The organism is Dyadobacter luticola, assembly GCF_005860805.1.
GTDB classification, from domain to species: domain Bacteria; phylum Bacteroidota; class Bacteroidia; order Cytophagales; family Spirosomataceae; genus Dyadobacter; species Dyadobacter luticola.
Genome location: NZ_VCEJ01000002.1, coordinates 1,869,419 through 1,894,790 on the forward strand (window position 1 = coordinate 1,869,419; position 25,372 = coordinate 1,894,790).

The 25,372-nt window shown below is 49.7% G+C and carries 19 protein-coding genes; 6 read left to right on the forward strand and 13 right to left on the reverse strand.

Annotated elements, in window-relative coordinates; translation table 11 throughout:
• Positions 1-3: 3 nt before the first annotated feature.
• Positions 4-1,479 (forward strand): RagB/SusD family nutrient uptake outer membrane protein, encoded by a 1,476-nt coding sequence (locus FEN17_RS07820; RefSeq protein ID WP_138364709.1) that lies wholly within the window; start codon positions 4-6, stop codon positions 1,477-1,479.
• A 99-nt stretch (positions 1,480-1,578) separates the two neighbouring features.
• Here FEN17_RS07820 and FEN17_RS07825 read toward each other — a convergent pair whose 3' ends face one another.
• Together FEN17_RS07825 and FEN17_RS07830 are read right to left on the reverse strand one after the other, a co-directional pair.
• Complete coding sequence (locus tag FEN17_RS07825; protein ID WP_138364710.1) at positions 1,579-2,922, reverse strand: hypothetical protein; 1,344 nt, start codon at positions 2,920-2,922, stop codon at positions 1,579-1,581.
• A 28-nt stretch (positions 2,923-2,950) separates the two neighbouring features.
• Entirely contained in the window at positions 2,951-4,375 is a 1,425-nt protein-coding gene (locus FEN17_RS07830; RefSeq protein ID WP_138364711.1) for a S41 family peptidase, read from the reverse strand.
• 105 nt (positions 4,376-4,480) lie between these two features.
• Between FEN17_RS07830 and FEN17_RS07835 the strand changes: the two genes are divergently transcribed.
• On the forward strand, positions 4,481-5,635 hold the full coding sequence (locus tag FEN17_RS07835; RefSeq protein WP_171037871.1) for a helix-turn-helix domain-containing protein: 1,155 nt from the start codon (positions 4,481-4,483) through the stop codon (positions 5,633-5,635).
• A 24-nt stretch (positions 5,636-5,659) separates the two neighbouring features.
• Here the strand turns inward: FEN17_RS07835 and FEN17_RS07840 are convergent, their stop codons facing one another.
• Complete coding sequence (locus FEN17_RS07840) at positions 5,660-9,448, reverse strand: choice-of-anchor Q domain-containing protein (protein WP_138364713.1); 3,789 nt, start codon at positions 9,446-9,448, stop codon at positions 5,660-5,662.
• Between the two features lie 140 nt (positions 9,449-9,588).
• Between FEN17_RS07840 and FEN17_RS07845 the strand changes: the two genes are divergently transcribed.
• Complete coding sequence (locus tag FEN17_RS07845) at positions 9,589-10,101, forward strand: 2'-5' RNA ligase family protein (RefSeq protein ID WP_138364714.1); 513 nt, start codon at positions 9,589-9,591, stop codon at positions 10,099-10,101.
• A gap of 110 nt (positions 10,102-10,211) precedes the next feature.
• Here FEN17_RS07845 and FEN17_RS07850 read toward each other — a convergent pair whose 3' ends face one another.
• Positions 10,212-10,772, reverse strand: coding sequence for an NADPH-dependent FMN reductase (locus FEN17_RS07850; RefSeq protein WP_138364715.1), 561 nt, complete (start codon positions 10,770-10,772; stop codon positions 10,212-10,214).
• 43 nt (positions 10,773-10,815) lie between these two features.
• Positions 10,816-11,187 carry a Rid family detoxifying hydrolase gene (locus tag FEN17_RS07855; RefSeq protein ID WP_138364716.1) on the reverse strand — a complete coding sequence of 124 codons (372 nt, stop codon included), beginning with the start codon at positions 11,185-11,187 and terminating at the stop codon, positions 10,816-10,818.
• Between the two features lie 279 nt (positions 11,188-11,466).
• On the opposite strand from FEN17_RS07855, the gene FEN17_RS07860 reads away from it, so the two are divergent.
• Together FEN17_RS07860 and FEN17_RS07865 are read left to right on the forward strand one after the other, a co-directional pair.
• Entirely contained in the window at positions 11,467-12,267 is an 801-nt protein-coding gene (locus FEN17_RS07860; protein WP_138364717.1) for an alpha/beta fold hydrolase, read from the forward strand.
• Positions 12,254-13,489, forward strand: coding sequence for a PAS domain-containing sensor histidine kinase (locus FEN17_RS07865; RefSeq protein WP_138364718.1), 1,236 nt, complete (start codon positions 12,254-12,256; stop codon positions 13,487-13,489). Before FEN17_RS07860 ends, FEN17_RS07865 begins: the two co-directional genes overlap by 14 nt.
• Positions 13,490-13,501: 12 nt before the next feature.
• Here FEN17_RS07865 and FEN17_RS07870 read toward each other — a convergent pair whose 3' ends face one another.
• The 3 genes from FEN17_RS07870 to FEN17_RS07880 all read right to left on the reverse strand — a co-directional run bounded on the left by FEN17_RS07870 (position 13,502) and on the right by FEN17_RS07880 (position 18,039).
• A complete protein-coding gene (locus FEN17_RS07870) occupies positions 13,502-13,912 on the reverse strand; it encodes a response regulator (protein WP_138364719.1) in 411 nt (136 codons plus the stop codon).
• An 87-nt stretch (positions 13,913-13,999) separates the two neighbouring features.
• Positions 14,000-14,392 (reverse strand): response regulator, encoded by a 393-nt coding sequence (locus FEN17_RS07875; RefSeq protein ID WP_138364720.1) that lies wholly within the window; start codon positions 14,390-14,392, stop codon positions 14,000-14,002.
• 11 nt (positions 14,393-14,403) lie between these two features.
• A complete protein-coding gene (locus FEN17_RS07880) occupies positions 14,404-18,039 on the reverse strand; it encodes a CheR family methyltransferase (RefSeq protein WP_138364721.1) in 3,636 nt (1,211 codons plus the stop codon).
• A 243-nt stretch (positions 18,040-18,282) separates the two neighbouring features.
• Between FEN17_RS07880 and FEN17_RS07885 the strand changes: the two genes are divergently transcribed.
• On the forward strand, positions 18,283-19,644 hold the full coding sequence (locus FEN17_RS07885) for a matrixin family metalloprotease (protein WP_138364722.1): 1,362 nt from the start codon (positions 18,283-18,285) through the stop codon (positions 19,642-19,644).
• Between the two features lie 30 nt (positions 19,645-19,674).
• Here FEN17_RS07885 and FEN17_RS07890 read toward each other — a convergent pair whose 3' ends face one another.
• From FEN17_RS07890 to FEN17_RS07910, 5 genes are all read right to left on the reverse strand, one after another.
• On the reverse strand, positions 19,675-22,134 hold the full coding sequence (locus FEN17_RS07890) for a TonB-dependent receptor (RefSeq protein WP_138364723.1): 2,460 nt from the start codon (positions 22,132-22,134) through the stop codon (positions 19,675-19,677).
• 80 nt (positions 22,135-22,214) lie between these two features.
• Entirely contained in the window at positions 22,215-23,030 is an 816-nt protein-coding gene (locus FEN17_RS07895; RefSeq protein ID WP_138364724.1) for a helix-turn-helix domain-containing protein, read from the reverse strand.
• Between the two features lie 66 nt (positions 23,031-23,096).
• Positions 23,097-23,747: a hypothetical protein gene (locus FEN17_RS07900; protein ID WP_138364725.1), complete on the reverse strand. Its 651-nt coding sequence runs from the start codon at positions 23,745-23,747 to the stop codon at positions 23,097-23,099.
• Between the two features lie 143 nt (positions 23,748-23,890).
• A complete protein-coding gene (locus tag FEN17_RS07905; RefSeq protein WP_138364726.1) occupies positions 23,891-24,274 on the reverse strand; it encodes a RidA family protein in 384 nt (127 codons plus the stop codon).
• A gap of 171 nt (positions 24,275-24,445) precedes the next feature.
• On the reverse strand, positions 24,446-25,363 hold the full coding sequence (locus FEN17_RS07910) for a helix-turn-helix domain-containing protein (RefSeq protein ID WP_138364727.1): 918 nt from the start codon (positions 25,361-25,363) through the stop codon (positions 24,446-24,448).
• Positions 25,364-25,372: the final 9 nt, after the last annotated feature.

A 25,372-nucleotide genomic window follows, 5' to 3' on the forward strand; every position in this document is an offset into this window, starting at 1 on the left:
GACATGACGACAAAACATATAAAGACAGCTGTTGCCCTGGTCATCCTGGCATTTGCAGGGACTTCCTGCGACGATTTCCTGGAATCAAAGCCCATTTCGCAGATCGGTGAAACGGATTTCTTCAAGACTGAATCCGACTTTGGCCAGGCCGTAGTGGGCGCTTACTCGGCTTTTTCGCAGGTGTACTCGGGAAATGGATATTATCCGCTGCTGGTCGACCTTCGCGCTGATAATACCAGCGAGCTGGTTGCCGGTGCATCCGGCAATGATGCCAAAAGAAACATTGACGAGTTCCGCGAAACGACCGACAATGAGCACCTTACAGCATTCTGGCAAAACAGCTACACGCTGATCGCCCGTGCAAACAGTATCCTTTCCCGCATCGACGGCTCGACCGTGGGGGATGAATTGAAAAAACAATACACCGGCGAATCGCTCACATTGAGGGCATTGGCTTACTTCAACCTGGTGCGCTTATACGGCGGTGTTCCGCTGGTGACCGAGCCGGTGACGGACATTGATGCCAGCTACAAAGTGGGCCGGGCGAGTGTTCAGGAAGTTTACGCGCAAATTGAATCCGATTTAACCAAGGCAGAAGGATTGGTACCTGTTTCTTATGGTGAAACCGGCGTGGGACGGGCCACAAAAGGAGTCGCGCAGAGCTTGCTTGGACAGGTTTATTTAACCCAAAAAAAATACGCAGAAGCTGCTGCTGAGTTCAAAAAAGTAGTGACTTCGGGGACTTACAGTCTGCTGCCGGTGTATGCCGACATTTTCAAAGCCGGACAGCAGGGAAACCCGGAGGCAATCTGGCAGTCGCAATACAAAGGTTCGTCCAATGGTTTGGGATCCAATTTGCCAAATCACTTTGCCCCTACCGGCTCGGAAGGCATTACCATCCCGACCGGCGGCGCTTACGGATTTAACCAGCCGACCGATGACATTGCGGCGGCTTATTCCAAAGGTGACGTTCGCCGCAACAACATTGCCGACGGGTATACCCAGGACGGTGCATTTGTTGCTGCCAAGTATGTCCGCGGGTATGTGGACCGTGAAACCGGCAGCGGCTATGCCGACTCGGGCGCGGACTGGTATGTGATCCGGTATGCCGATATCCTGCTGTATTATGCGGAGGCATTGAATGAAGTAAACAAAGGTCCGGTTGCCGACGCTTACGCGGCGATCAACCAGGTGCGGAAGCGCGCCGGCCTTGCTGATCTGGCGGGTCTGACTTACGACACATTCAAGGCGGCGGTGTACAATGAAGAGCGACTGGAATCGCCTTTCGAGGGCCACCGCTGGTTTGACCTGCTGCGTACCGGCCGTGCGATGGAAGTGATGAATGCGAAAGTTTCAGGCCCTGGTAAAAGTACCGTAGGCATTTCCACACCGATCAAGGAGTACCAGCTGCTTTACCCGATCCCTGCGATTGCGGTGATCACGAGCTCTCCGGCGATTGTGCAGAATACAGGTTATTGATTATTCAAAATCCATAAAAGGCTGGCGGTATCTTGCATACTGCCAGCTTTTTGTATTAATATGAGAATGTGGTTTGGCTATTTCAAAACCATCAAACCGCTACATTACTTTAAGCCGCAACCCGAGCTGCGCAGAAACATTACTCGCCAGATATGGATTGCCCATCACCCACCCGCTCGTTTTTGCATGGACGGAAACATAGGCCGACAATGGCCTGCTGAATTCATGAAAAAGCTTTGCATGGATTGCTCCACCGGAAATATGGTCATTTTTCAGGAATGCCTCCGGTTGCTGCCAGGCTTGCAGGGAGACATCGGCGAGCCACTTTTCACTGATACGGTGATCGGCCATACCCAGTTCGAAACCGTAGTAACGCTGGTCGCGGTTGTCGTACCGGTGCACGCCAAAGAGTAAATTACGCTCACGCAGCTGGACAGGCACGATCAGGGAGATGTCACTACCGAAATGCGTTGGCGCGTATTGTGTAAAAAAGTTGAATGCAAAACTGCGGCCCAGCCTGATCCGGTTCACGAAAAATATTGCCGGGTTGAGGTAGTTGAGTAGGGACAATTTCTTCTGCCGGATCAAATAATCCTGCGCCTCTTTGCTGAGATCCGAAAACCCGACGCGCCGGTTCACCCCATCGCCACCCTTGAATTTGGTCCGCTCCGCAAATGCACGCTCCGGATTGAACATATCGTAAGCCCACGCAGTAAGATCCGCGCCTGCAAAGTCGCGCTCGGTTTGCAGCGGGCTCTCGAATGTCGGTGCCCAAACCTTGGCCGAATCACTTCCGGGACTGGTCGAAAACCGGAAATAATGATGGACATACCAGGCATTATAAAGCAGCAATGCACCTTTGGGCAATGTGCGTTTGTGATAAAAATCATCGACTGAAATACGCTTGTTCAGTAACACTTCGGACTGAACACCAGCCGTATAAGCATAAAGCAGACTGGCAGGATGGTTTTTCTTCAAATCGGAAAGCTGCCCGTCGGTGACGCCGTAAACCGTTCCGTCCCAGCGGTTCGGCAGCCAGTTTCCATTTTTAGAGGCAATTCCATTTACACCCAGCACTGTGCGGTGGAATTCTTCGTGCGCCCATTCTCCGAGCGGGATCGGGAGCTCACTCGCAAAACGGGAGAACCCGAGCGTCATCCCATATTTGAGGATACCATTCCAAATCTTTCCAGGCTTCGACTTGGGCCGCACGAGCGCATTTCCCAGCGCATCGATTCCCCAAAACGAAAGCTCATACATGCCCCGGGCCGATTCGAGCGCCTGGTCCATCGAGACATACCGCTGCGGCAGATCGGTTATTTGGGGATAGTCGACAAGCGGCGCCGTGATCCTGAGCTTGTACTGTAATGTGTCCTGCGCCTGCACAGGCAAATGCGTGGCCAGCAGCGTCAGCGACGCCGCGGCTAAAACTTTGATTTTCATGGCTATTGATTGATTATTGGATAAAAATTCAGTGAGTGAGCAGCTGCCCGGCAGGGTCTTTTCCCGAAAGCAGATCCTCCCGCGACGGCCTGATCACGACATCCGGCATAATGCCGCGGTGCACGCCTGTTTCGGATTTGGCGGCCATGTAGTAGCCGGCCAGCGGAATGCCAAGATCGAGCCCGGTAGCGGGTAATTTATAGATCGCGAAAGTCCCGCTGTTATCGCCCTGGTAGGCTCCGCCCGACTCTTCACCTGCGAACAGTCCGCGGTTTTCGCTCCGCGCCACGGCCAGGAATTCGGACGTGACGGAATAGCTCAGCCCGTCCATCAGAAAGACTACATTTCTGGTGTAAGCTTTTTGGTGCGGATGGTGGAGGCCCAGGTTTTGGTGTTTTTTAAAAAGTAGCTGGTTGTTTTCTTTTTTGATAAACAGCCGGGCCAGTCCGATGAAGCGTGGCAGGTAGGCGAGCCCCTTGGCCGGGACGTCTTTTTTGCGCTTTACTTTTACTTCAATCCTGTCATAATACCTGAAATCCTGCCGGGCAATGTGTGCAAACAAATCTTTTCCCAGCGCATCATTCCCGCCTTCATTTCCCCGGACGTCGATAATCAGCCGACGGGTAGGATGCTGCGCGATCTGTGCAAAAGCAGAATCCAGGAACCGCCGGAAATGCTTGTTACCCTCGGCCGGATAAAATGTTGCAATACGAAGACGCGCTACCGAATCAGCGGGGAAGCTAAGCTGGTTATTTGAACTCAGAAAAGTATTGTTGCGATTGAGCGCCTGCCAAGCTTCTGCTTGGATACCCGGCATTTCAATAATTGTAGTCTGACCTTTATCGTTTGCCAGCGTGATGGCAAAAGGACTGCGGTCGGTCTGGATAAAGTCGGCGTACCAGGCGCTAAAATATTGCTGAATCTGGGCGTCTGCCGAGGATTGCACGTGCGCATCCGAAAACAACTGCGGACGTAATGCATGAAGTACCGAATCGATGGATTGACCATTGATCGCCCGCACATATTGCCCGACGGCTTCCCGGTTGGCGGCATGTGTGACGAGCAGCTGACCGGTATTGTCAAAGCGGACGATGATGGGTATTAAATGATTTGTAAAAAAATAAAAAGGGAAGCCCTCCATCGGCGGAAAAAACTTGGTATGCCCGCAGCGAAGCCTGGTCAGCACCGGATTCACCATCCTGAAAAACGCCACGAAAAAAGTAGAATCACGGCTGGCAATCTCCACCCTGACCGAATCGAGCGCATTCAGAAACTCTTCCGGTGGCCCAAAGCGGCCAAGACCCGGATGGAGCCGCACGACCGTGGAGCGGATCATGTCCAGGTCGGAAAGTAATGCGGCCGATGGAATTTTTTTGTTGGGTAAAGATTGTGCACCGCTTGCTAAGTATATAGCCAATTGGAGCAGGGCGGTAAGCAGTATTCGATGGCTCATTTTAGAAATTTTCCGCAATTTTGTTTCAAAAAAAGGCCTCTGTCGTCTTTCCCGACGAGTTCATACCTTTTTAACATCCTTGTACAGCAAATTTCCCGGCAAGTTTTGATCACAGCACTCCTCATTTCCGGCATTATCCAGGGCGGCTTCTTGGCCTTTTTGCTACTGCGAAAATCATCCAATCAGGTACCCAACCGCATTTTGGCCACATTGATTTTTGTTGTCATGTGTCACCTTTCCCTAATCTGCCTCGACGTCCGCAACCTTTTCCTGGTGTACCCGCATTTGAGCAGGTTATCCTGGCTGCTGCCGCTTTTATACGGCCCGCTGATTTTACTGCTGACGCAAAGCATCTCTGATCCGCTATTTAAAATGCGGCCCGGCCAGCTGCTTTTACTGCTGCCTTTTGCCGCCTATTTTGTCCTTTTGATACCTTACTTTTCCCTCTCTGCTGCCGCGAAAATTACCATTTTGGCAAATACCCAGCTTGTTACCCTGGCGGATTTTGGATGGATGAATACCTTGACGAACTATTTACATCTCGGGTTCACTGCCTGCGCATTGGTACTATTTTATCAAAACCTTGGAAAAAGATCTCAGTACTTTTCGAGCAGTGAACTGATCAATGTGCATTGGCTGAAAGAATTTTTGTGGCTGGTGTTTGCGATCATGGCTTTATCGGTAGCAACATTCTACGCGCGCAAATATGGCATCCGGTACGTCAGCGGCATTTATCCGGCGCATTTTTTACTGGTTGTCCTGCTGGTATACTGGATCGCCTTCAAGCTGCTGAATGTAAAAGCCACTTTAACCCCAATAACCGAAAATCCCACCGGGCCGCGAGCCGACCCGGTGGAACCTACTGCCAAATATGCAAAGAGCAGCCTTACCGACGAACTCACCGAAAACATTGCCGCGCGCCTCTCCGCGCTGATGCATTCAGAAAAGCCCTATCTGGAAAATGATCTGACAATCATTGAATTAGCAGCTCGACTGCATGTTTCCCGGCACCAGCTATCGCAGGTGATAAATACAAGTTTTGGTGTCAATTTTTTTGAGTTTGTCAACAAATACCGGATTGCAGAATTTAAAATTCAATCCCTAAACCCGTCCAACGAGCATTTATCGCTGCTGGGAATTGCCCTGGAATGTGGCTTCAATTCGAAAGCCACATTCAACCAGGCATTTAAAAAACTGGAAGGCACTACCCCTTCGGATTTCATCAGAAAAAGCCGGGGAAAGGTGTTGGAGAAAGCTTAATAGGAGTTAAGCTCCGAACATCCACTACTCTTTCACAACCTTAATCGCATTGCTTCCTTTTGCTTTCAGGAGGATTAATCCCGCTGGCAGCTCCGAAATATTTACTTTTTGTGAAGCGGCTGTTTTTTGGACCGTCTTCCATTTTTTTCCATTTACATCAACAAACTCTACGAAAGTTGCGCTGCTTTTTTTCCAGTCAATCCAAAGCTCGTTTTTCGCCGGGATTGGATAGGCGATCACCCGGTTCGTTTCAGGCAACTTGATGGAAATGATCTTGCTGAATGCGCTGCTGCCATCGGCTTCAAAGATTTTCAGACGGTAATAAGCCACATCCCCTTCATGTGCAAGCGAGTCGGTAAAGTTATAGGCGGTCGTGCTCAATGTATTGGCAGCCACCGCACCGATTTTGTTGAACGATTTACCATTTTCGCTGTACTCAACCTGGTACACAGCGATTTTTTCCTGCTCGGTCACTTTCCAGTTAAGTCCCACTTTTCCGTCATCCTGATGTTTGCCTTCAAAGCTGATCAGACGTACCGGCAAAGGATTCTGGCCCGCTGTCCCTGCAAAAAATCCGCTGAAACGCATGACAGGAAAGGTAACTTCCCAGCGGCTGAGCGCCGCATTCCACACAATATTATCATCGTCCGGATTGATAAGCCCGCGGTCGTCTCCATAAGAGTCAGGTTCGCCGCTTCCGTCGAAACTGTCACCGTGAAACTGGTAGATCCGGAAATTGGCTTTACGGGCAGCTTCTCCGCTGGCATTTCCGGTTGGCAGATAGTCTGTCGAGGTAACCCGTGCATTGAACGCATCAAATTCGGCCTGGGTAAAATAGAGCGTGATCTGTGCGCCCGCATCTTTGACTTCGTTTACCGGTATAATATCATAATGCCGCTGAACATAATAGGCGCCATTGAAGGAATTAACAACCTGATCTGTCCAGACTTTTGCGATCACTTCGCCGGTAAGTTTTCCCGGTGCCATGGTGAGCAGGTCCGCACTGCACACGCCAACTTCGGCAGTAAATGTATGCGCCGAATTATCCATAAATTCAAAAGCGCTCTTTTTGCCACTTGCTGCCAGACGCGACCCGCCGGACGATTGTAATTGCTGCGACTCGTAAGCGCCTATATCCAGTGTTTCATTAAAGAACCGGGGATTGCCTGCAACATCCTGCTGGGGAAAAAATTCCGGTGGAAACGGAATGTATCCTGCATCAATGGCCCTGCTGCATGGGGTAAGCGAAAAATCATCGTTTTCAGGATCGGTAAATGACGGATCTTCGTCCAGGTTTCCGCCAGCATCCTGGATACCGTATGCCGACAACTGCCAGTTACTGCTACCGCCACTTCCACCAACAATGCTGGTTCCCAAAATGCCACCCGACCCCTCCGCGTAAAAATCTGCCTTGTATGGATTTCCCTCCTCGTCCAGATCATTATCCAGCAAAATGTTATCATAACTAATGACATTAAACCCTGTTAAACCAGATCCGGAAAGAAAGATACCGGCGCCAAGCTGAACAGACACATTTTGAGATACGGTTGTATTAAATAATGTCGTGGTTTGTGTCTCGAGAGTAAAAACCCCGCTGCCTCCAAGGATCGTGGCATTGTGATACACCGCTGAATTGACCAGCGATACGGCCCCTGCCAGCGAAGCAAGGCCGCCACCCACCAGGCCAACATTATTCCTAATTACCGTGTTTACGAACGAGACATTCGCATTAAAAGTCAGGACCCCGGACCCAAAGCCGCCCGGCACCTGCACCTCATTGATCCTTAAAATCTCATTAACTTCCCGGTCAAAGTCATTTCCGCCTTCAATCGTAAATCCATCCACTGCGGCGCCCGTGAAACCTATGGATACCGCCGACACCACTACAAACGCATTTTCGGTTTCCAAATCAGGCCCTTCATTGATAAAATCATTGATATCGAAATCGTCGTCCTGGTTGAAGTCTCCGCTCAGGATACTGGCATTTTCCAACCTGCTTCTATCACGCTCTGCAAGAGTACCTTCTGTGCCCGCAAAACCACCGTAAAGGGTGGTACCTTCTACCAGGGAAAAGGAGTTGAGCGGGCTTTTCGGATCATCACCAGACAGGTTATCCGGCCGGTAGAGCGGAAAATAGGTCCCGCCGGCAACCCAGATCTCTTTTACGGTTTCCAGTTGCGCGGCGACAAGTGCATCGGCTACTTCACCAGCGGCATCGGCCCAGCTGCTGCCGTTTCCTGTGTTACCTTTTTTAACAAATAATACACCATCACTATTGGGCGTAAGTGTGGTGGTGACAATACCATACAGACTTTCTAACGCACCCATATCAACCGTCCCTGCGGAAATGCGGTCCACACCCCGGGAGTCGAGGGCTATCCCTGACAAATCGGGCGTCTGGCCTGCATCGTAGATGGCGTTGGTACCTGCATTGATGGCCGGGCTTCCCGGACGTAATGTGTAATCCAGATAATTTATATTTCTGAACCGTGGGTCGGTATCAATGTTCCCGCCGGCATCCTGCCCAAAACTGGTATCCCATACAGAACTGCCGCCGCTGCCTTCTACCAATGAATTCAGAAACGTGACGGATGCGGCTGGGTCGCGGTATACATTGTTCGTAGAAATATTCTGGCGATTTCCCCATATTATGGTATTCCTGATACGGGCGGATGTTGCTGCCCCGTCAAAGAAAATCCCGGCGCCTGGCTGTTTTGACAAGTTGTTGGTGATGGTCGCATTGGTGATCACCGGAGACGAATTACTGATATATACCGAACCTGTTTGTTCCGAAAAGTTGCCATCGATGGTGGCATTGGTCATCACAAAATCCGAATTGAATGCTGCAATTGCACCACCTATGTTGGCCTTGTTATCGGACAAAAGCAGGTTTTGAAGGATTGGAGACGAACCATAGAGCACAATTCCGCCGCCCGCCATTCTGGAAACTTCCTGACCTTGTATCGTAATCGGCTCCTCATTGTCAGCATTTCCATAGGCAATGACAACGCCATCCAAAAGTGCGGACCCTACGTTGCCCACTGAGGTTACCACGTGATGAACACCTACGATAACGGTTGCTCCTTCCTCTTCAACTTCCATGTCGCCATGGAGAATGGTAGCCACATCGTAACCGTTATCAACGAACCCAGAACCGCTTTTGATCATCAGCTGACGTTCGTTCAGCGAGTTTTCGGTGCCGTAAAAGCCGCCGTAGATCTTCACATCGCGCAGCAGCATAAATGTTTTGTTGCGCGGATCAAAACCATCGCCGTCACTCTTGTATTCGTGATCATAAAGCGGATAGTATTCACCAAAGGCTACCCAGATTTCCTCGACGCCGGTTACGCCGCTGGCATATTTCAGCGCGTCGGCGAGTTCGTTAAAAGCATTATCCCAGTTCGAACCATCCCCCGCGCCGACAGCGTCCTTCCTGACATACAGGATTGCAGGTACATCGGAAGTTCCGCTTTTCCTGGCTGCGGAAGGTTTCGGCCTGGAAGTTGCCGTGCTTTTTTTATGGACAAACAGCCGAGGGTTTGTCCAGGTTTTAGATGTAGTGTTGTGGTAATTTTTTGTTAATGACTTGAAATCGAATGGTTTGTCAGGGCGGGCAGCGGGTTTCGCATGGCCCTGCTTCTTGGCGGCATCCATGATTTGTTGCAATTGACCTTTGCTGATGCCAATGTTCTGGTCAAATTTTTGTTTGTAGGCCGACTTGTTGATCTTCCATTTTTCCTGGGCCTGGGAATGTGCCTTGTTGAACATAGACAGAACCAGCGCCAGAAGGAGCAGGGTAGAGATTTTTTTCATGAAAACGTTGATTGATTTTTGGGGGAAGAAAAAATTGAAGTATTGGAGAAGTTAGACTACAAAGCTGGTATAAAGTATCTTATACTCAGTAAAATATCGGGCTTCCAAAGTATTTAAGGATTAAGCTATTTTATTTGTCTATGAAACCGATCGTCGCTACCCTGGAAATGTCAGATGCTGCGCAGACATATTTCAATGAGCTGCGCCGGCGACATTTTCCGCCCGGGCGCAATTATCTGAATGCGCATCTTACGCTATTTCACGCCTTGCCCGACGAGCCCTGGATTTTTGAGGAGCTTGCGGAAATCGTGAAAGATCAAATGTCTTTTGAAGTCACAGCGCAACACATTGTGTCCCTGGGGAATGGTACCGCATTTAAAATCATTTCCCCAGAACTTCCTGCACTCCACCAGACGCTTCGAAACCGCTGGTTTGACCATTTAACCCCGCAGGACAGGCAGAAAAGAAATTTCCACATCACAATCCAGAATAAAGTAGAAAGCCAGGAAGCCAAAAAGTTACAAGCTGAACTATCCCCATCCTTCGAACCTTTCAGCTTCCAGCTCACCGGCATCCAACTCTGGCGCTACCACGGCGGCCCGTGGGAATATCTGAGGACACTTTCGTTTGGGTCGGCACACAGATCTTTTTGATGGGATGAAAAATCTGGTAAAATAAAAAATGCGCCTGCTTCGCTGCGTGGATATTTATCCGGGTTGGCGAAACAGGCGCAAAAGCCTTTTATATAATATACTTCCCTTACCTAATTCCGAATGGAATGTAAAGCAACGCCCCATTTTTTCAGTTCTGCAAACATCGCCAGGGCGGCATTTGTGTGAGATTCGTCGCCTGTGAAGACACCCTCAGCATCAATATGTTTTGTAAAAAATGGCAGCACAATTCCCTGATTGAGCGGCATCATATTTAATGTGGTCAATACTTGTTTCAGCATTTGGGTTGAACGCAATCCGCCCGAAACCCCGCCATAACTGGCAATGCCGACCGGCTTATAAGCCCATTCATGAAATAAATAATCAATCGCATTTTTAATGGGGGCAGGGATTGCATAATTATACTCGCCCAAAACAATGATAAATGCGTCGGCTTCTTTAATTTTTGCACTCCAATCTTTGGTATGCTGGTGCTCGTACTGGCCCAGTCTCGGATGATTGGGCTCATCCAGTAAAGGCAAATTGATTTTCGCCAGGTCGAGCAGTTCAACATGCAAATCCTCCTGCGCAGCGGCAAGCGAATAAATCCATTCTGCGATAGCAATACCTTTACTTCCGGGCCGGGTAGTAGATGTGATGATTTTTAAGTTCATGCAATTTGATTGTAAATGATTTTGAAAAATAACTGCACAAAACTTAAATGTGCTTCAATTCGGCGATGGTGGTCAATTCGACGCGCGCCTGTTTGGGCAAACCTGCTACTGCCAGACAAGTGCGGGTGGGGAAACGGTCGGTGAAATAGGTTTGATAAACTTCATTCAGCTGATCAAAATACCGCATGTCGGTCAGATATACATTTACGCTCACAATGTGGCCAAAAGTCAGTTGATGCTCGTCCAGTATCGTTTTAATGTTTGCAAAAACCTGCTTCACTTCATCTTCGAAAGAGCTGGTCACCAGCTGCCCGCCCGCAGAACCGATCTGGCCCGAGATGAATAGGAAACCATTGGAAACCAAAGCTTTGGAAATCGGCACCGCCGGCGCTGCTGTTTTTTCAATTGTACTCATGATCACAAAATGTTGTTAAAATGTTTTGTTTACTACTTTAAAACCGACCTCCTCTCCTACTTACCGTCCCTTGCCGCTGCCCATTAAACCGCACAAATTACCCATAATGTTCCTCAAAGCCCGCTGATCGGCGTCACAAGCGGTTTATTCCGGGCTGGGGCAGGCGTTATTTGGTTTAACGTGGTGTTGATCGTAACTTGGAAAAGTTACCCGAAATCTGATTGGCTTGCTGAATCAATGACGGCCAAATCTAAAAAAGTCAATCACTCCTCTACATAAATGACTGATATCTTCAAAAGGAATAATGTAAACATATTTGGCACCGGCTCAAAGACCATGTTATTTGCGCATGGATTTGGCTGTGGCCAGCAAATGTGGCGGAATATCTGGCCGGCATTTCAGGACGAATACCGGATCGTACTCTTTGATTACGTGGGCAGCGGAAACTCCGATGCGAATGCCTATAACCCGGAGCGGTACCGCAACCTGAACGGTTATGCCGAAGATGTGCTTGAAATATGCGAAGCGCTGAATTTGAAGGATGCCATATTTGTCGGCCACTCGGTCAGCAGCATTGTTGGTATGCTTGCCAGCATTAAGGAGCCGGCTTATTTCGACAAGCTTGTGCTGGTAGGTCCTTCGCCAAGGTATATCAATAATCCTGAGTATGTTGGTGGATTTGAGCGTGCCGACATTGAAGAGCTTCTGGACACAATGGATAAAAATTATATCGGCTGGGCCAACTTTCTGGCACCCGCTATCATGCAAAATCCTGATCAGCCGGAGCTGGCCGCCGAACTGACCGAAAGCTTCTGCTCGACTGATCCCGTCATTGCCAGACAATTTGCAGAAGCTACTTTTTTGTCCGATAACCGGCAGGATCTGGCTTATGTGAATCATCCCTGTTTGATTTTGCAATGTTCAGATGATATGATCGCGCCGCTGCCGGTGGGTGAATATTTGCATAGTAACCTCACCAACAGTTCGTTGGTGGTAATGCAGGCCACAGGTCACTGCCCGCACCTGAGCGCTCCGCAGGAAACGGTAGCGTATATCCGACAGTTTCTTGCCCAAGATTGACCGCCATTTGGAACAGGCCGAACAACTACTCGATAATTTGCCCTGCGGATATATCATTTTTAATGACCGCGGTGAGATCAACTACATCAATCAAACGCTTCTTCACATTGTTGGCTACGCAAGTGATGAGTTGTTAGGCCAAAAAGTCGAAAAGCTGTTGACCGTTTCCAGCCGGATATTTTATCAGACCCACCTCTTCCCGCTTTTAACATTAAAAAGTGAGGTAACCGAAATTTTTCTGACTTTAAAAGCCAAAAATGGCACGCACGTTCCGGTAATGCTCAACGGTAAGCGCACGCTTGCCGGGACTGAACAGGCTTATACCTGCGTGATCTCGACCGTATGGGAACGCCAGAAATATGAGCAGCAACTGATTGAGGCACGGCAGGGTTACCAGCAGGCGCTGGAAGATAATCAGTCGCTTAAAGACTTATCCGACCGGTTGCAGCAAGAGCAGCATAAGCTCGACCAAAAGTTGGTGGAGGTTGCCCGCACAAAACAGGAATATGTGCAACTCGGTAAAGTGCTGATGCACGATTTACAGGAACCGGTGCGGAAAATCAGCTTTTATTTTGAGCGAGCGCTTTCGAAGAAGCTGGTACCCACCAGCGCCGAAAATGCCGAATTGCTAGCCAAAATCGGCAAATCGGTATCCCGGCTCCGGCTGGTGGCCGATTCGGTACAACGTTTCGTAGCGATCGAGGATGAGAAGGAGCCAGTTACAGAGCTGTGGAGCGACCAGCTGGTGACGGCGGCAGCGAACGATTTCATGACGGCTACCGGTACGCAGGACGTTCAGTTGCATGTTGGCGGATCCATCGCCTTTCAAGGTCGGGCGGCGGTTTTCAAAACACTTTTTTATGAATTGATTGCCAATGCGGTACGTTTCAGAAAACAGGGAATCCCTTTGATTATGAATGTCAGGTCGATCACTGTACAGGAAAATGTATTCCAGAGCACCGTCGACAAATATCTCTATTCCGACCATGTTCAGATAGAATTTACTGATAATGGCATCGGGTTCGACCAGCGATTTGCTTCCTATGTTTCTGGTTTATTTAACAAAATGAAAAACGACGAAGAGGGCGTGGGCCTGGGACTTGCACTTTGTGAACAGATTGTGGTCCGGCATTATGGGAAGATTTCAGCGCGCTCTGCCGAGGGAGTGGGTACAACAATTAAAATTGTCCTGCCGGTTGTTCAGCCAAAGCCTTTTTTCTGAGGTCCGCCGATCTTATTGAAAGTGTTTTTCGAAGCAGTTCTGGATCGTATCGGCAACCAAGGTAAAGCCAGCCGTCGTGTCTGGTTTTTTAAGATAAGCTTCAATTCCAAGGTCCTGGCATTCACTTACCATTCTCTGGTTGATGGAAGTCGATATCAGGATAACCGGAATGTTCCTCGCCTCGGGACTGCGGCGGATCTCGCGAAGCAACTCCAAACCGCTCATCTTTGGCATATTCATATCCAGCAAAATCATGGAACTGCCATTATCTGAAAAAATATCCGGCATCTCAAGATAAAAATTGTAGGCGTATTCAAACTCACGAATATCAATTCCCTGAATAACCTCTCCGATAGCCTGACTAAGCAGCATTCTGTCGTCCTCGTCATCATCGATGACATATATCCTTTTCGCTAACCCCATTTTATATGGAAGAATGTTGAACAAGGTAAAAAATACTCACGACTCTATCGCAAGTATAAACGAACATTATCTGACATTCCGACACAACTAAGTGATTATTTTCTTGTCCAGCATGGCAATCAAAGTGCCTAAATCCAGAGGTTTTGTCAAATGCTCATCGAACCCCGCGCGCTTGCTTTTTTCCACTTCGATGGCCCCGCTATAACCCGAAAGTGCGATGATCAACATGGATTGTCCCCACTCCTGCTCCCGCAGCTTGCCGCAAAGTGTGTAGCCGTCCATTCCGGGCATTGCCAGGTCCAGCACAGCCGCAGCCGGGTGCAGGCGATCTGCCAACTCAAACGCCGCCTGGCCAGAGTGGCAGGCATTTGCAGAAAAGCCCTTGATTTCCAGCAGTCTGCCCAAGATGGTCACTGCGTCTTCATTATCGTCTACGATCAGAACTACTTTATCCTTCCTGCTGCTTCCTGTCTGATCCATATCTGATAAGTTTAATTTTTCGGTATAAGGGGCAGGTATACGCTGAACGTACTACCATGACCTAAACCCTCACTGGTAACTGTGACCTTGCCGCCGTGAAGCGAAATAATTTCCCGCACGAGGGCCAGCCCCAACCCAAGACCTCCGTGCACGCGGCCATGACTTTCGTCGACCTGTGCAAACTGGGTAAATATCCGCGACTGCTCTTCGTACGCAAGGCCAATTCCATTGTCCTCTACCTGTATGCAGGCTTCGCGCCCCTCCTGGGTGAGCATCACTTTGACCGTCCCGTTGTCGTTTGAGAATTTGATCGCATTGCTTATCAAATTGCGTGCCACCTGCGTCAGCCGCACGCTGTCGCCTTTCACAAAAAGTAGTTGGTCCGGCAAAGTCATCACATAATGTATGTTGGCTGCTTCCACCAGCGGCCGGACGGCCTCTTCTACCTGCTTCATCACATTATTCAAATCCACAATGTCAAAGTACAGAGACATTTTGCCGAGATTGATCCGGCTGATATCCATGAGGTCATCCACGAGTCGCTTTAAATATTTGGTTTCGCGGTTCATCATGGACATAATGGTTTCGAGGGGCAACTTAGGGTCAGTTCCGCCGGTGGCCTGCAGCAATTCCAGTGCGTTAAACAAGGTCGCCATGGGATTGCGCAGCTCATGCGCCAGCAAAGCCATGAATTCATCTTTGCGCCGGTCCGACATACGCAGTGTCTCTTCGGCATTCTTACGGTCACTCACATCACTGGCGGCGCCAAACCATTCCGTAATGTTTCCTGCCTCGTTCAATAATGGGATTGCCCGCAAGAACGTCCAGCCAATGCTTCCGTCTGCGCGTATCGTTTTATGTTCAAATTCTACCGGTATTTTGGACTTGATTGCCGAGTCGATCAGCGGCTGAATGTGCTCGCGGTCGTCAGGAAGAAGCGCCTGTTCCAGCCAGTTGTTCACGGTTTGCCCACCGACGGGAAACAGTCTGGTCTCCGGCGATTGGTACATGGTGGTCCAATCGGGGCTCATTTTAAACAAAGAATCCGAAGTAGCGGTGACAAACAACCTGAGCTGCTCTTCACTCATGCGAAGGCCCTCCTCTGCTTCCTTTCGAAGCGTAATATCTACCAGCGTAATCACCACACCATTTATCCGGTCGTCGGCGGTGCGGTAAGGCAGCAGGCGGAGGAGAAAAGTCCGGCCGTCATTAGTACCTACTTCCCGCTCAATGGGCTGCAGCCGGGTCAGTACCGCCTCTGCATCATTGGAAAGTTCGGTATAGGCAAGCCGGTGGGTAATGTCTGTCAAAGGCCGCCCGTAATCCGAAGAAATCAAATTGAAAATATCCCTGGTAACAGGCGTAAAAAGCTTCACCCGTAACCCGCGATCCAGGAATAAGGTGGCGATATGTGTGGAATTGATCAGGTTCCGAAGGTTGTCGCTTGATAGCGAAACCTCTTCCACTTTTACTTTAAGCTCCTGATTAACCGTGGTCAGCTCTTCATTGATGGACTGCAATTCTTCCTTGCTGGTTTCCAGCTCTTCGGCTGCGGAACGAAGCTCTTCATTCATCGCCTGCAATTCTTCGTTCGAGGCCTTCAACACTTCTGCCTGGCGGTCGTGGCGCTCATTGGTTGCCCGCAGCTGGCTTTTAACACGGATCAGCTCGGCTTCCAGCTTCTGGGCAAGCGGCTCCACCGAGTTCAGCACGTTTTTAGCATCCTCGGGTATCTCACCGTTGACCTGAAACAATACCAGAAAATAACCCCGTGCAGGGTCACTTTCGCCCAAAACCGGCCGCACGTGCAGGTTTACCGCTTCCGTCCGATCCTCAAATTGCACTGCCAGATTTGACACTTCTACATTCATTTGCCGCTCAGCGGCCTGATAAAATGCTGTCCTGAGTTCGAGCCGGAGCTCGGGACGGATGAGTTTGAGCAGGTTGCGCGAAAGTTCACCACCTGGAAAATGCAGGTATCTTCCTGCCCGATCGGTAAAATGCAGTATCTCATAATCTTCATTGACAATGATCGACGGCGGCGCATATTGTTCCAGCAAACGCTGGTGCAGGTCGCCGTAGTTCATTCTTGCCTCGGCTTGTACCTCCACTTCCGGCCGCGTCGACACGGTGGACCTCCGCCCTGTCGCCATCGGCACCGTTTCGGGGACGGGGTAGCGCCTGCCGGCCACCAGGCGGGTCTGGTACAAATGGTTTTCCCGACTGACCGGCGCGTACAGATCTTTGGAGCTGTCTGCCGTCTCGGACATGCCGAGCATAAGGTAACCGCCCGGATTAATGGCGAAATGGAAAGTTTCCAGTACGCGTTCCTGGGCCGTCTGATTGAAGTAAATCATCAGATTCCGGCAGCTGACCAGGTCGAGCCTGGAAAAGGGCGGGTCTTTGAGCACATTATGGTGGGCAAAAAGGACCATTTCGCGAATTTCACGGCTGATGATATATCGTTCGTCTTCCAGTGTAAAAAACCGGCGCAGCCTTTCCGGCGGCACATCCGCGGCATCATTCAATGTATAAACACCATCACGCGCGAAGTTGATGGCATCTTCATCAATATCGGTTGCGAAAATCTGGATCCGGGGCGAGTCGATTACGCCCAGGGTATGTTCAGCGCAAAGCATCGCCAGCGAATATGCCTCCTCGCCCGTCGCGCAGCCAGCCACCCAAATCCTGACTTCGTCTTCCGATCTTTTTTCGGAAAGAATTTTGGGCAAAACCTGCTGCCTGATTATCTCAAAAACCGCCTGATCACGGAAGAAATTGGTCACCGAGATCAGCAAATCCTTCAAAAGCGCCTCTGCTTCCTGGTGGTTTTCGGTTAAAAAAGTCGCGTATGCGGGCAGGCTTGGCAATCCATGGACGTGAATGCGCCGCTCGATCCTTCTCAGTAAAGTGGGCCGCTTATAATTGGAAAAATCATGACCGGTACGAAGCCGGAGCTGCATAAAAATTTCGCGGAGTGCCTGCTGCTGCTGCTGTGGCCGCTGGTTGGCTTCCGCCGGAATACTTACTGCGCCGAAATTGGCATGGTAAGCAATCAGTTTGGAAGGGATATCGGCAACATTCAGCACTTCGTCCACCAGCTCAGTGGAAATAGCCTGGCGCGGCATCTCCGAAAACGCAGCCTGATGCGGATTTTGAACAAAAACAGCCCCGCCGCGCTCCTTGACGCGTTTGAGTCCCATGGAACCGTTGGCACCCGTACCCGAAAGCACGACGCCTACTGCCAGGGGACCGTAAGATTCGGCCAGGGTACGGAAGAAAATATCGACCGGCGCCCTCCGTTCCTCGATCGTGAGGTTGGGATGGACGGCCAGGAGCCCGTCTTCCATGATCAGATGGGTGCTCGGAGAAATGACATATACCTGGTTTCCGGTCACTTTAACCGGCTCGGTGACCCGCTGCACGGGAATCAATGTTACATTTTGCAGGATCTCTGTAAGCCGGCTGTCAAATTCCGGGGACAGATGTAAAATGACTACATAAGCAAAGTTGGAATCCTCAGGTACCTGCTCAAAAAACGACATGAGCGCCTCTACCCCGCCCGCTGAAGCGCCAATCCCCACCACCAGAAGCGGATCCTGCCCGTTTGGTTCAACTACCTGTTTTATTGATTTCTTCCTGCTCATGAGTCCAAGATGCGCTGTCGCGAATGATTATCGCTTTAAAAATACATCATCTTCCAAATGCTACCCTTTTACGTTTGGAGGAATTTTGTTGGTAACCCGATATTGGATTGAAAACCAGGCAGAATCCTTTGTTTACCTTTTGTACACCTCAAAATCTCCGGCAGGCTACCTTTTGTATACCCTGCGCCCGCCCCTGCCCAGCAGGTCGCGAATGATACAGAGCTGCAAACTTTACGCAGCTTTTTGGCAGGACTCACCGGTGCATCGCCTGACAAAGTCGTTTATGATCAGAGCGACAAAACATTTATCATTGATGGCGACATCAGGATCACCCGAAGCAGCGCACTGGGCTACCTCAATGCTGATAAAACTTCACGGGTGAACCAGCGGCAGTTAATGTGGTTGCTGAAAGACGATGTTGTAAAAAATATCAAGGTGCACATTGCATCGAGCATTTATCCCGACTGGTACGAACCCGTATACCAGGCATTGAAAGCATGGAGCACGATGTCGAATACAAAAGTGTATTTCGTGCAGACAACCAAGCTTGAAGAGGCCGACATCCGCATCACGGCGCAATATCAGTTACCCAATCCCGACGGCTCCCCGAACTGGGTAGCACGTCAGAGTTTACCGAATGCGGACGGAACGATCGGCGGTGGTATGGAAGTCAACATTTACTATAACTCCGATAGCAAAATGTCCTTTTCCAAAAAACGATATGCCATCGTCCACGAACTGGGCCACGCGATCGGACTTACCCACACGGATAAACCAGCGGCAGGCCTCTTTGATTTTCAGGTTTGCGACACGCCTGTAATGGATAAGGCTTCGGTCATGAATTCTATGGTACAAGACTGGACCGGTTTCAGCAAATACGATGTCACTGCCGTGGAGACTATGTACCCCAAACATGCCTGGAAGTATTTGCCGGCTTTCGCTTCGGACGTGGCAGCTTCTACCGGGCCAGGTAAGTCGTTATGGATGGTTAGTAAATTGCCTGTCAACGGCGGATATTCGATTTTCCGGTATGACTACGCAGGGAACAAAGTGCAGGTGGTGCCGGGCGGCGCGGTAAGGATAGCCGCAGGGCCTGACGGCCTGCCCTGGATCGTGAATAGTCAGGGGCAGATTTATAAGTTGAACAGCAATTCCCAGTGGCAGCATTTGTCAGGCAGCGCGCTCGACATTGCCGTAGGAGCTAACGGTGCCGCTTTTATCATCAGCACAACACCTGCCCCTGGCGGTTTCGCGATCAAAATGTGGAAAGACAACCAGTGGAAACAAATGCCGGGATTGGGCGCGGTACGCATTGCGGTATCTTCAACCGGTGTTGCCTGGGCGATTGACAATACCAACAAAATCCTGAAATCGAACGGATCATTTATGGTGGATACCGGAGGCGCCGGCCGGGACATTGCGGCCGGAAAAGACGGTGCCATGTACGTGATTGGCCAAACGCCGGTTCCCGGAGGTTATTCGGTCAAGAAAAATGAAAAGGGCTGCTGGGTGCAGTTGGACGGCGGCGGGGTGGCTATCACCGCGCAGGGAAACGGCGGTGGCCCTGTGGTGATCAATAACCTGGGAATGGTACTGGAATACTAAGATTTTTTTCTTCAATTAAAATTTCTTCAATCAAAACTCCCGCTCACCAAATTCACTGGTCGGGAGTTTTGATTTTTTATTGAGCTGATTGAGATTTAATGTCAGGTTCAGCAGGAAAATGTCTGTTTCCTGGATGTAATTGGTTGTTGTAAAAAAGTCTTTCCCGAATGTGGTGATGCGCTGTTTGTTACTGCCAAGCAGGCCGGCGTTGATGTTTTGCCATTGCAGTGACAACGCGAGCTTTCCTGCCCAGAATGTCTTCCTCGCCGTGAGTGCCGGGATCAGGAAACGGGAATCTTCGCCCTGGGCAGTGACACGTTTGGACAAATAATTCACAGAGCCCTGAATTTGCAGCGTAGGTGAAAACCGGAAAGTGGAATTGGCATTCACATTGTAAACCACTGACGATGAATTGACCGGCACATTCCCTTTGAAAAGCGCGCCCTTGATGCTGTAATGATACACATTGCCACCCGCGTATAGCTGCCACCGGCGGGTAAGGTTTACATTACCGCCAACTTCCAGGCCCCACGAAACTGCCAGACCCGCATTGGTGTAAATGCGGTTGATGATCGTATCATTATATACACTGTTCACCCGGTTCACCACGTGCTTGATCCGCTGATTGTAGAAAGTGGCAAATACACTGCCGGATTTGAACTCTCTGACAACCCCAACTTCCGACAAATCCACAAATTCAGGCAATATATCCGGGTCGCCGGATTCGAGTGTTTCCGAATGCTCTCGCTCTGGGAAGGGGTTCAGTTCACTGTTTGTCGAGCGTTGCACGCGTTTGTTGTACCCCGCTTTTACCCGCCACACATCGGTCAGCTTATAGTTCAGGCTGAGTGAAGGAAAAAGGTTCGACAAATTCAGCTCCCTGGTGTCGGCAGCAGCGGCTACAAATACGCGCCGGGCATATTCATACCGCAAGCCGCCTGCGTATTCGAGCTTCCCTGATTTTCCTGCGTACTGGGTGTAGACGGAATGTATGCGGTTGGTCACCCGCGTCGTGCTGCTGAATTCGGGAACGCGCTCGAAAATGTTGGTTTCGAAATTCAGGTTTAGATATTCAAAATCACCTTTTTGAAGCTGATCGCGGTACTGATACCCGGCTTCTAATTTTCCCGGACCGATCGTCACGCTGTAATCGGCACGCCCACGAAATGCGGTGAGCGGGTTGGCGGATGGATTTCTCGTGCTTTGCAAAAGTGTTTGCCGCCCTGGCTCGGCGAGGTTCAGATTGGTGGTAAGTCCGTCCAGATCTGCCTTTTCGTAAAGAAAGGAAAATGTCAGCGCGGATTTGTTGTCAAAAGTGTGTGTATAATCGAAGTTCGCCAGCTGTATATCACTGCTCTTACGGGCAATGTTAGAATTGAAATAGGTAACCCTACCCACATTCTGCCCGGTTTCTGTATTGACTTTAGTATTTTGATAAACAATATCCGCCCTCCGCGACTGGCTGCGAAAACCTTTATAAAAACCAATTGAAAATGCATTCTGCGCATCCGGCTCGAATGTCAGCGCTGCCCGGCCGGTGTAGTTGTAGCGGATGTAACTTCTCTCGCCGTCGGATGGAAAAGCTGTGAACACATTTCCGATGGTCGTGCTGGCATTACCTACCCTTCTTCCGGCAATGTCATTGCGCAGATACGAGCCGCCCAGACTCAAATTCCACTTTCCACGCTGCACATTGTAAGTGAGGTCGCCACCAAAACGGAGCGGCTGATGCAGGTTTCCGTAATCCCGGACCGATGGAAGCCCACCCTGAATACTGGCCGTAAATGCACTTCCCTGCACCGCCTTCCGGGTGGTAATGTTGATGATCCCACCCTTGCCATCCGGATCAAAACGTGCTGAGGGGGACGTGATAATTTCGATGTTTTCAATGCTGTTGGCCGGTATTTGCTGCAACAATTCGGAAGCGCTTGTCTGCACAGGTTTCCCGTTCAGGAGTACCATCAGCCCGTTGGAGCCGCGCATCGTAATGTCGCCTTCTGCATTTACGGTCACCGAGGGCGTGTTTTTAACAACATCCAGTGCCGTGCCGCCGCGCGCATTCAGAAATTGATCGGCGCGGTATACCTGCCTGTCGGCCTTATTTTCTAAAATCGTTTTTTCGTCCCGCACCACCACTTCGTTCAACCTCCCGGCAGCTGCATTCAGTGAAATGTTCACAAGGCTATCTCCGGCAATCTGGGCCTGGCTCAGGCTGACCGACTTTTTTTGGTAACCTACGTACCGGGCCAGCAGGTAAAACGGACCATTTACAGATTTTTCAAACTGAAAAGTGCCATCGTCCCTGGTAAGCACGCCATCGACAACCGACGAGTCCTGCACATTACACAAAGCAACCGAGCCATAAGCCAGCCCTGCCCCGGAAGCCGCGTCGATGAGCTTACCGTGCAGGAAATGTGCATTTTGGGCAAAAGCAGTAAAAGCCAGAAAAAGGCCGCAGACAAGCAGTAGGAAGTATCTTTTCAGGAACATTGCACGCTGATTCAACAGCCGCAAAGTTATAACCTACTATTTTTATAGACTTTGTATATTTGGTCCGATTACTGGTACATTCAGGAAATTCCTTTCCGATATTCACCCGGCAGCACGCCGGTTTGCTTCTTGAAAAACTTATTAAAATGCGACCCGTCCGCAAAACCCAGCCTGTCGGCGATTTCCGAAAGGCTGTCAAAAGAATACAGTAATTCGAGCTTGGCCTGCGCAATTAGCTTTTCCTCAATCACGGTTCCGGCCGTTTTACCGACATACTTTTTGCATGCCGTATTCAACGTTTTTGGCGTAACACCCAAGGTTGCGGCGTACCAGGCTACCTCCCGGTTGGTTTTGAAATGCTGGTCGAGCAGTTGGAAAAAGTTGGTTAAAATGGGCGGACTAGTCTGGAAATCCTGATTTCCGGTTTCACGTTTCAGCAGGCTGAAAAGCAGCAGCAGGTAAGTCTGGATAACCGTCTGATGGTGAGCCTGCTGCTTTTCATATTCACTTTCAATGTGCTTGAAAATATCCGTAATCCTCTCCCGCACATGGTCCAGCCGGAACTGGTTGGGAAAGGGCAAAGGGAATGTCTGAAAAAGCTGGTGATAGAGCGGATGGTCGAGCAGGAAGTCCTTCTGGACCATCATCACAAACCCTTTCGGAATAGCCGTCAGCTCCCAGTGATGAATGTTGCCGGGCATGATCAGGTACAGACTAAATGGCTGAACATCAAAGCGGTGGTGATCTATCTGATGCGTCCCGGCGCCTTCGTGCAGGTAAATGATTTCAAGGTATTCTTTGTGACCGTGCGGCTGGGTAGTTTTGATCACCTCCTTCATCGGCCGTATCCGGAAAAGCTCCTTTTCGGAGAGCTTGTTTTTTACTGGTACCTGCATGGAATATTCATTATCGAACCGTGAATTTACAGGTACTGAACCGTATTTGCTGCAAAAGAAACATGGTTAATAAACCACAATACCCCTATCCCAGGATGCGCCGTCGGGATATCTGTAGACAACGTACATGGGTTTCATTACAATGGTGTAGTCTTCGAAAATCCAGGTCATACTTTGGTCTGCGCCGGTTTTGGCGGCTTCGAAGTCGTATTTGTAGTGATAACGACTGGTGTCGAGATAGGCCGTTTTGCCGGGAGGAACGAGGCGAAATGCTTCATCAACGCCGGAAGAATTGACGACAACCGTTTTCCTGGTATCGTCCCATTGAAATGTCATGCTGGTCGATCTCGAAAATTTCATATTTAGGTAGAAAGCGCGGGCGGGAGGCGTGACTGGAATGGTTGGACTATCCCACTCTTTTCCGACATAGAACTGCACATAACCTATCCCATCCGAGCCGTTGTCATCCCGGAATGTTACGTAGACAGCATCACGGTAAAATCTCATAATTGAATCCGCCAGTACATTGACGGTGTCTTTGCCAACAACCCGGTAAGCCTGCGATATGTAAAACGGCACATTATTAAGCTGTCCGTAAAACTTGTTTTTATCAAACTCCTCGACGGCAACATCCTGTTTATCAACCGTTTTATGGGCACAGGAAATGGCAAAAAAGACGGAGGCTAAAATCAGCGTCGAGAATAACAGTCTCTTCATAGGACAATTCGTTTAGAAAGTTTGGCTTTGTTGTTTCAAGTACGGACAAAAAAACCTGAATGCAACGTTGCATTTTTTTGCAAACTTTTAAAAGAAATGCTAATCCGCTCACCTGTCACCCAGCTGGCGTCAGATGGGGCCGGTTAACGCAATGCAATGCATTCAACGGAAATCAAGATTCCACCGGGGAATGGCATTACCTGTGGCGTACTGCGTGCAGGCGCATCTGTTGGGAAGAATTCCATGTATACTTTATTAACAATTCCGAAGTCATTACCGGCGACCATAAATATGGTCGTTTTCACAACCCGGTCCATGCTGCTCCCGGCTTCTTCCAGCACAATTTTGATATTTGAGAATGCCTGTCTTGTTTGGTCTTCAAATGAACTGCTCACTACCTGACCCGATACAAGGTCTAGGCCTGGCATACCAGACAGAAAAATCAAGTCATCGGTAAGTACCGCTTGCGGGAACGCCGTATTCATTCGCGGCGACTTCTCTGTATTGAAATTTCTTCTTTCACCCATGACACAACTTGTTTAATGGTTGGCTTCAATCGATTGGTTAACACACGATAATTTTCGCAATTCAATTTTAGAAGAAGCCTGTGGAAGAATATACTTATGACAGCATTTGACGAAATGGAAAACGTGACGATCCGCTAGCGCAGGAAGCCATTTCGTTTTAAAAACCATTACTTAGTTAAAGAGCTCTCTAAATTCCAGGGGAGAAAAGTTTGTCTTTGATTTGAATAACTTACTAAAAGACTGCGGATGCTCAAAACCGAGCTGGTAGGCGATCTCCCCTACTGTCATGTCACTGAAGGTCAACACTTCCTTCGCTTTTTCGATCAGCTTATTGTGAATGTGCTGCTGGGTATTCTGGCCGGTCAATGCCCGAAGCATGTCGCCCAGGTAGCGGGGCGAAACATTCAGTTCGTTGGAAAGATACTGGACGCTCGGCAGCCCTTTCAGCAGCGCGGTTTTGTCGTCGAAATAATTATTCAGCAGTTGATCCAGCTTTTCCAGCAATGCATTGTTGATCGTTTTGCGGGTAATAAACTGGCGTTTGTAAAAGCGCTGACTGTAATTCAGCAGCAGTTCCAACTGCGAAATCAGCACATCCTGGCTCAGGTCGTCAATGGCCGTTTCGAGCTCGTCGCCGATATTCGCGCCAATGCCTTCGATGATCACCCTTTCTTTGTCCGACAGATGCAACGACTCGTTCACCGAATAGGAGAAAAAGCCATAATGCCGCATTTTGGCGTCCAGTGGATAGTTTCTGAGGAAATCAGGATGGACCAGCAAGGTAAATCCCAGACTCTGCTCGGCCATCTGAATGCCTGTCAGCGGCTGTCCCGGCGAGGAGAAAAACATGCCGCCCACCTGAAAATCGTACGTCGTTTGCCCATACCGCATCCGGCAGCCCGCCGCTTCATTATAGGTAATGTTGTAAAAATCCATGGCAAAGGTTTCTGCCAGCATTTCAGCCGTGATCTGCACTTTATTGTAGTCGAGGAAGCTGATCAGCGGGTGCAAAGGTTGCGGCAGGCCGAATGCGCGCTGCATTTCGGAAATCGAATGGTACACGCGCGGTTTGAGATGTTCCCTTTTCATAATCACATA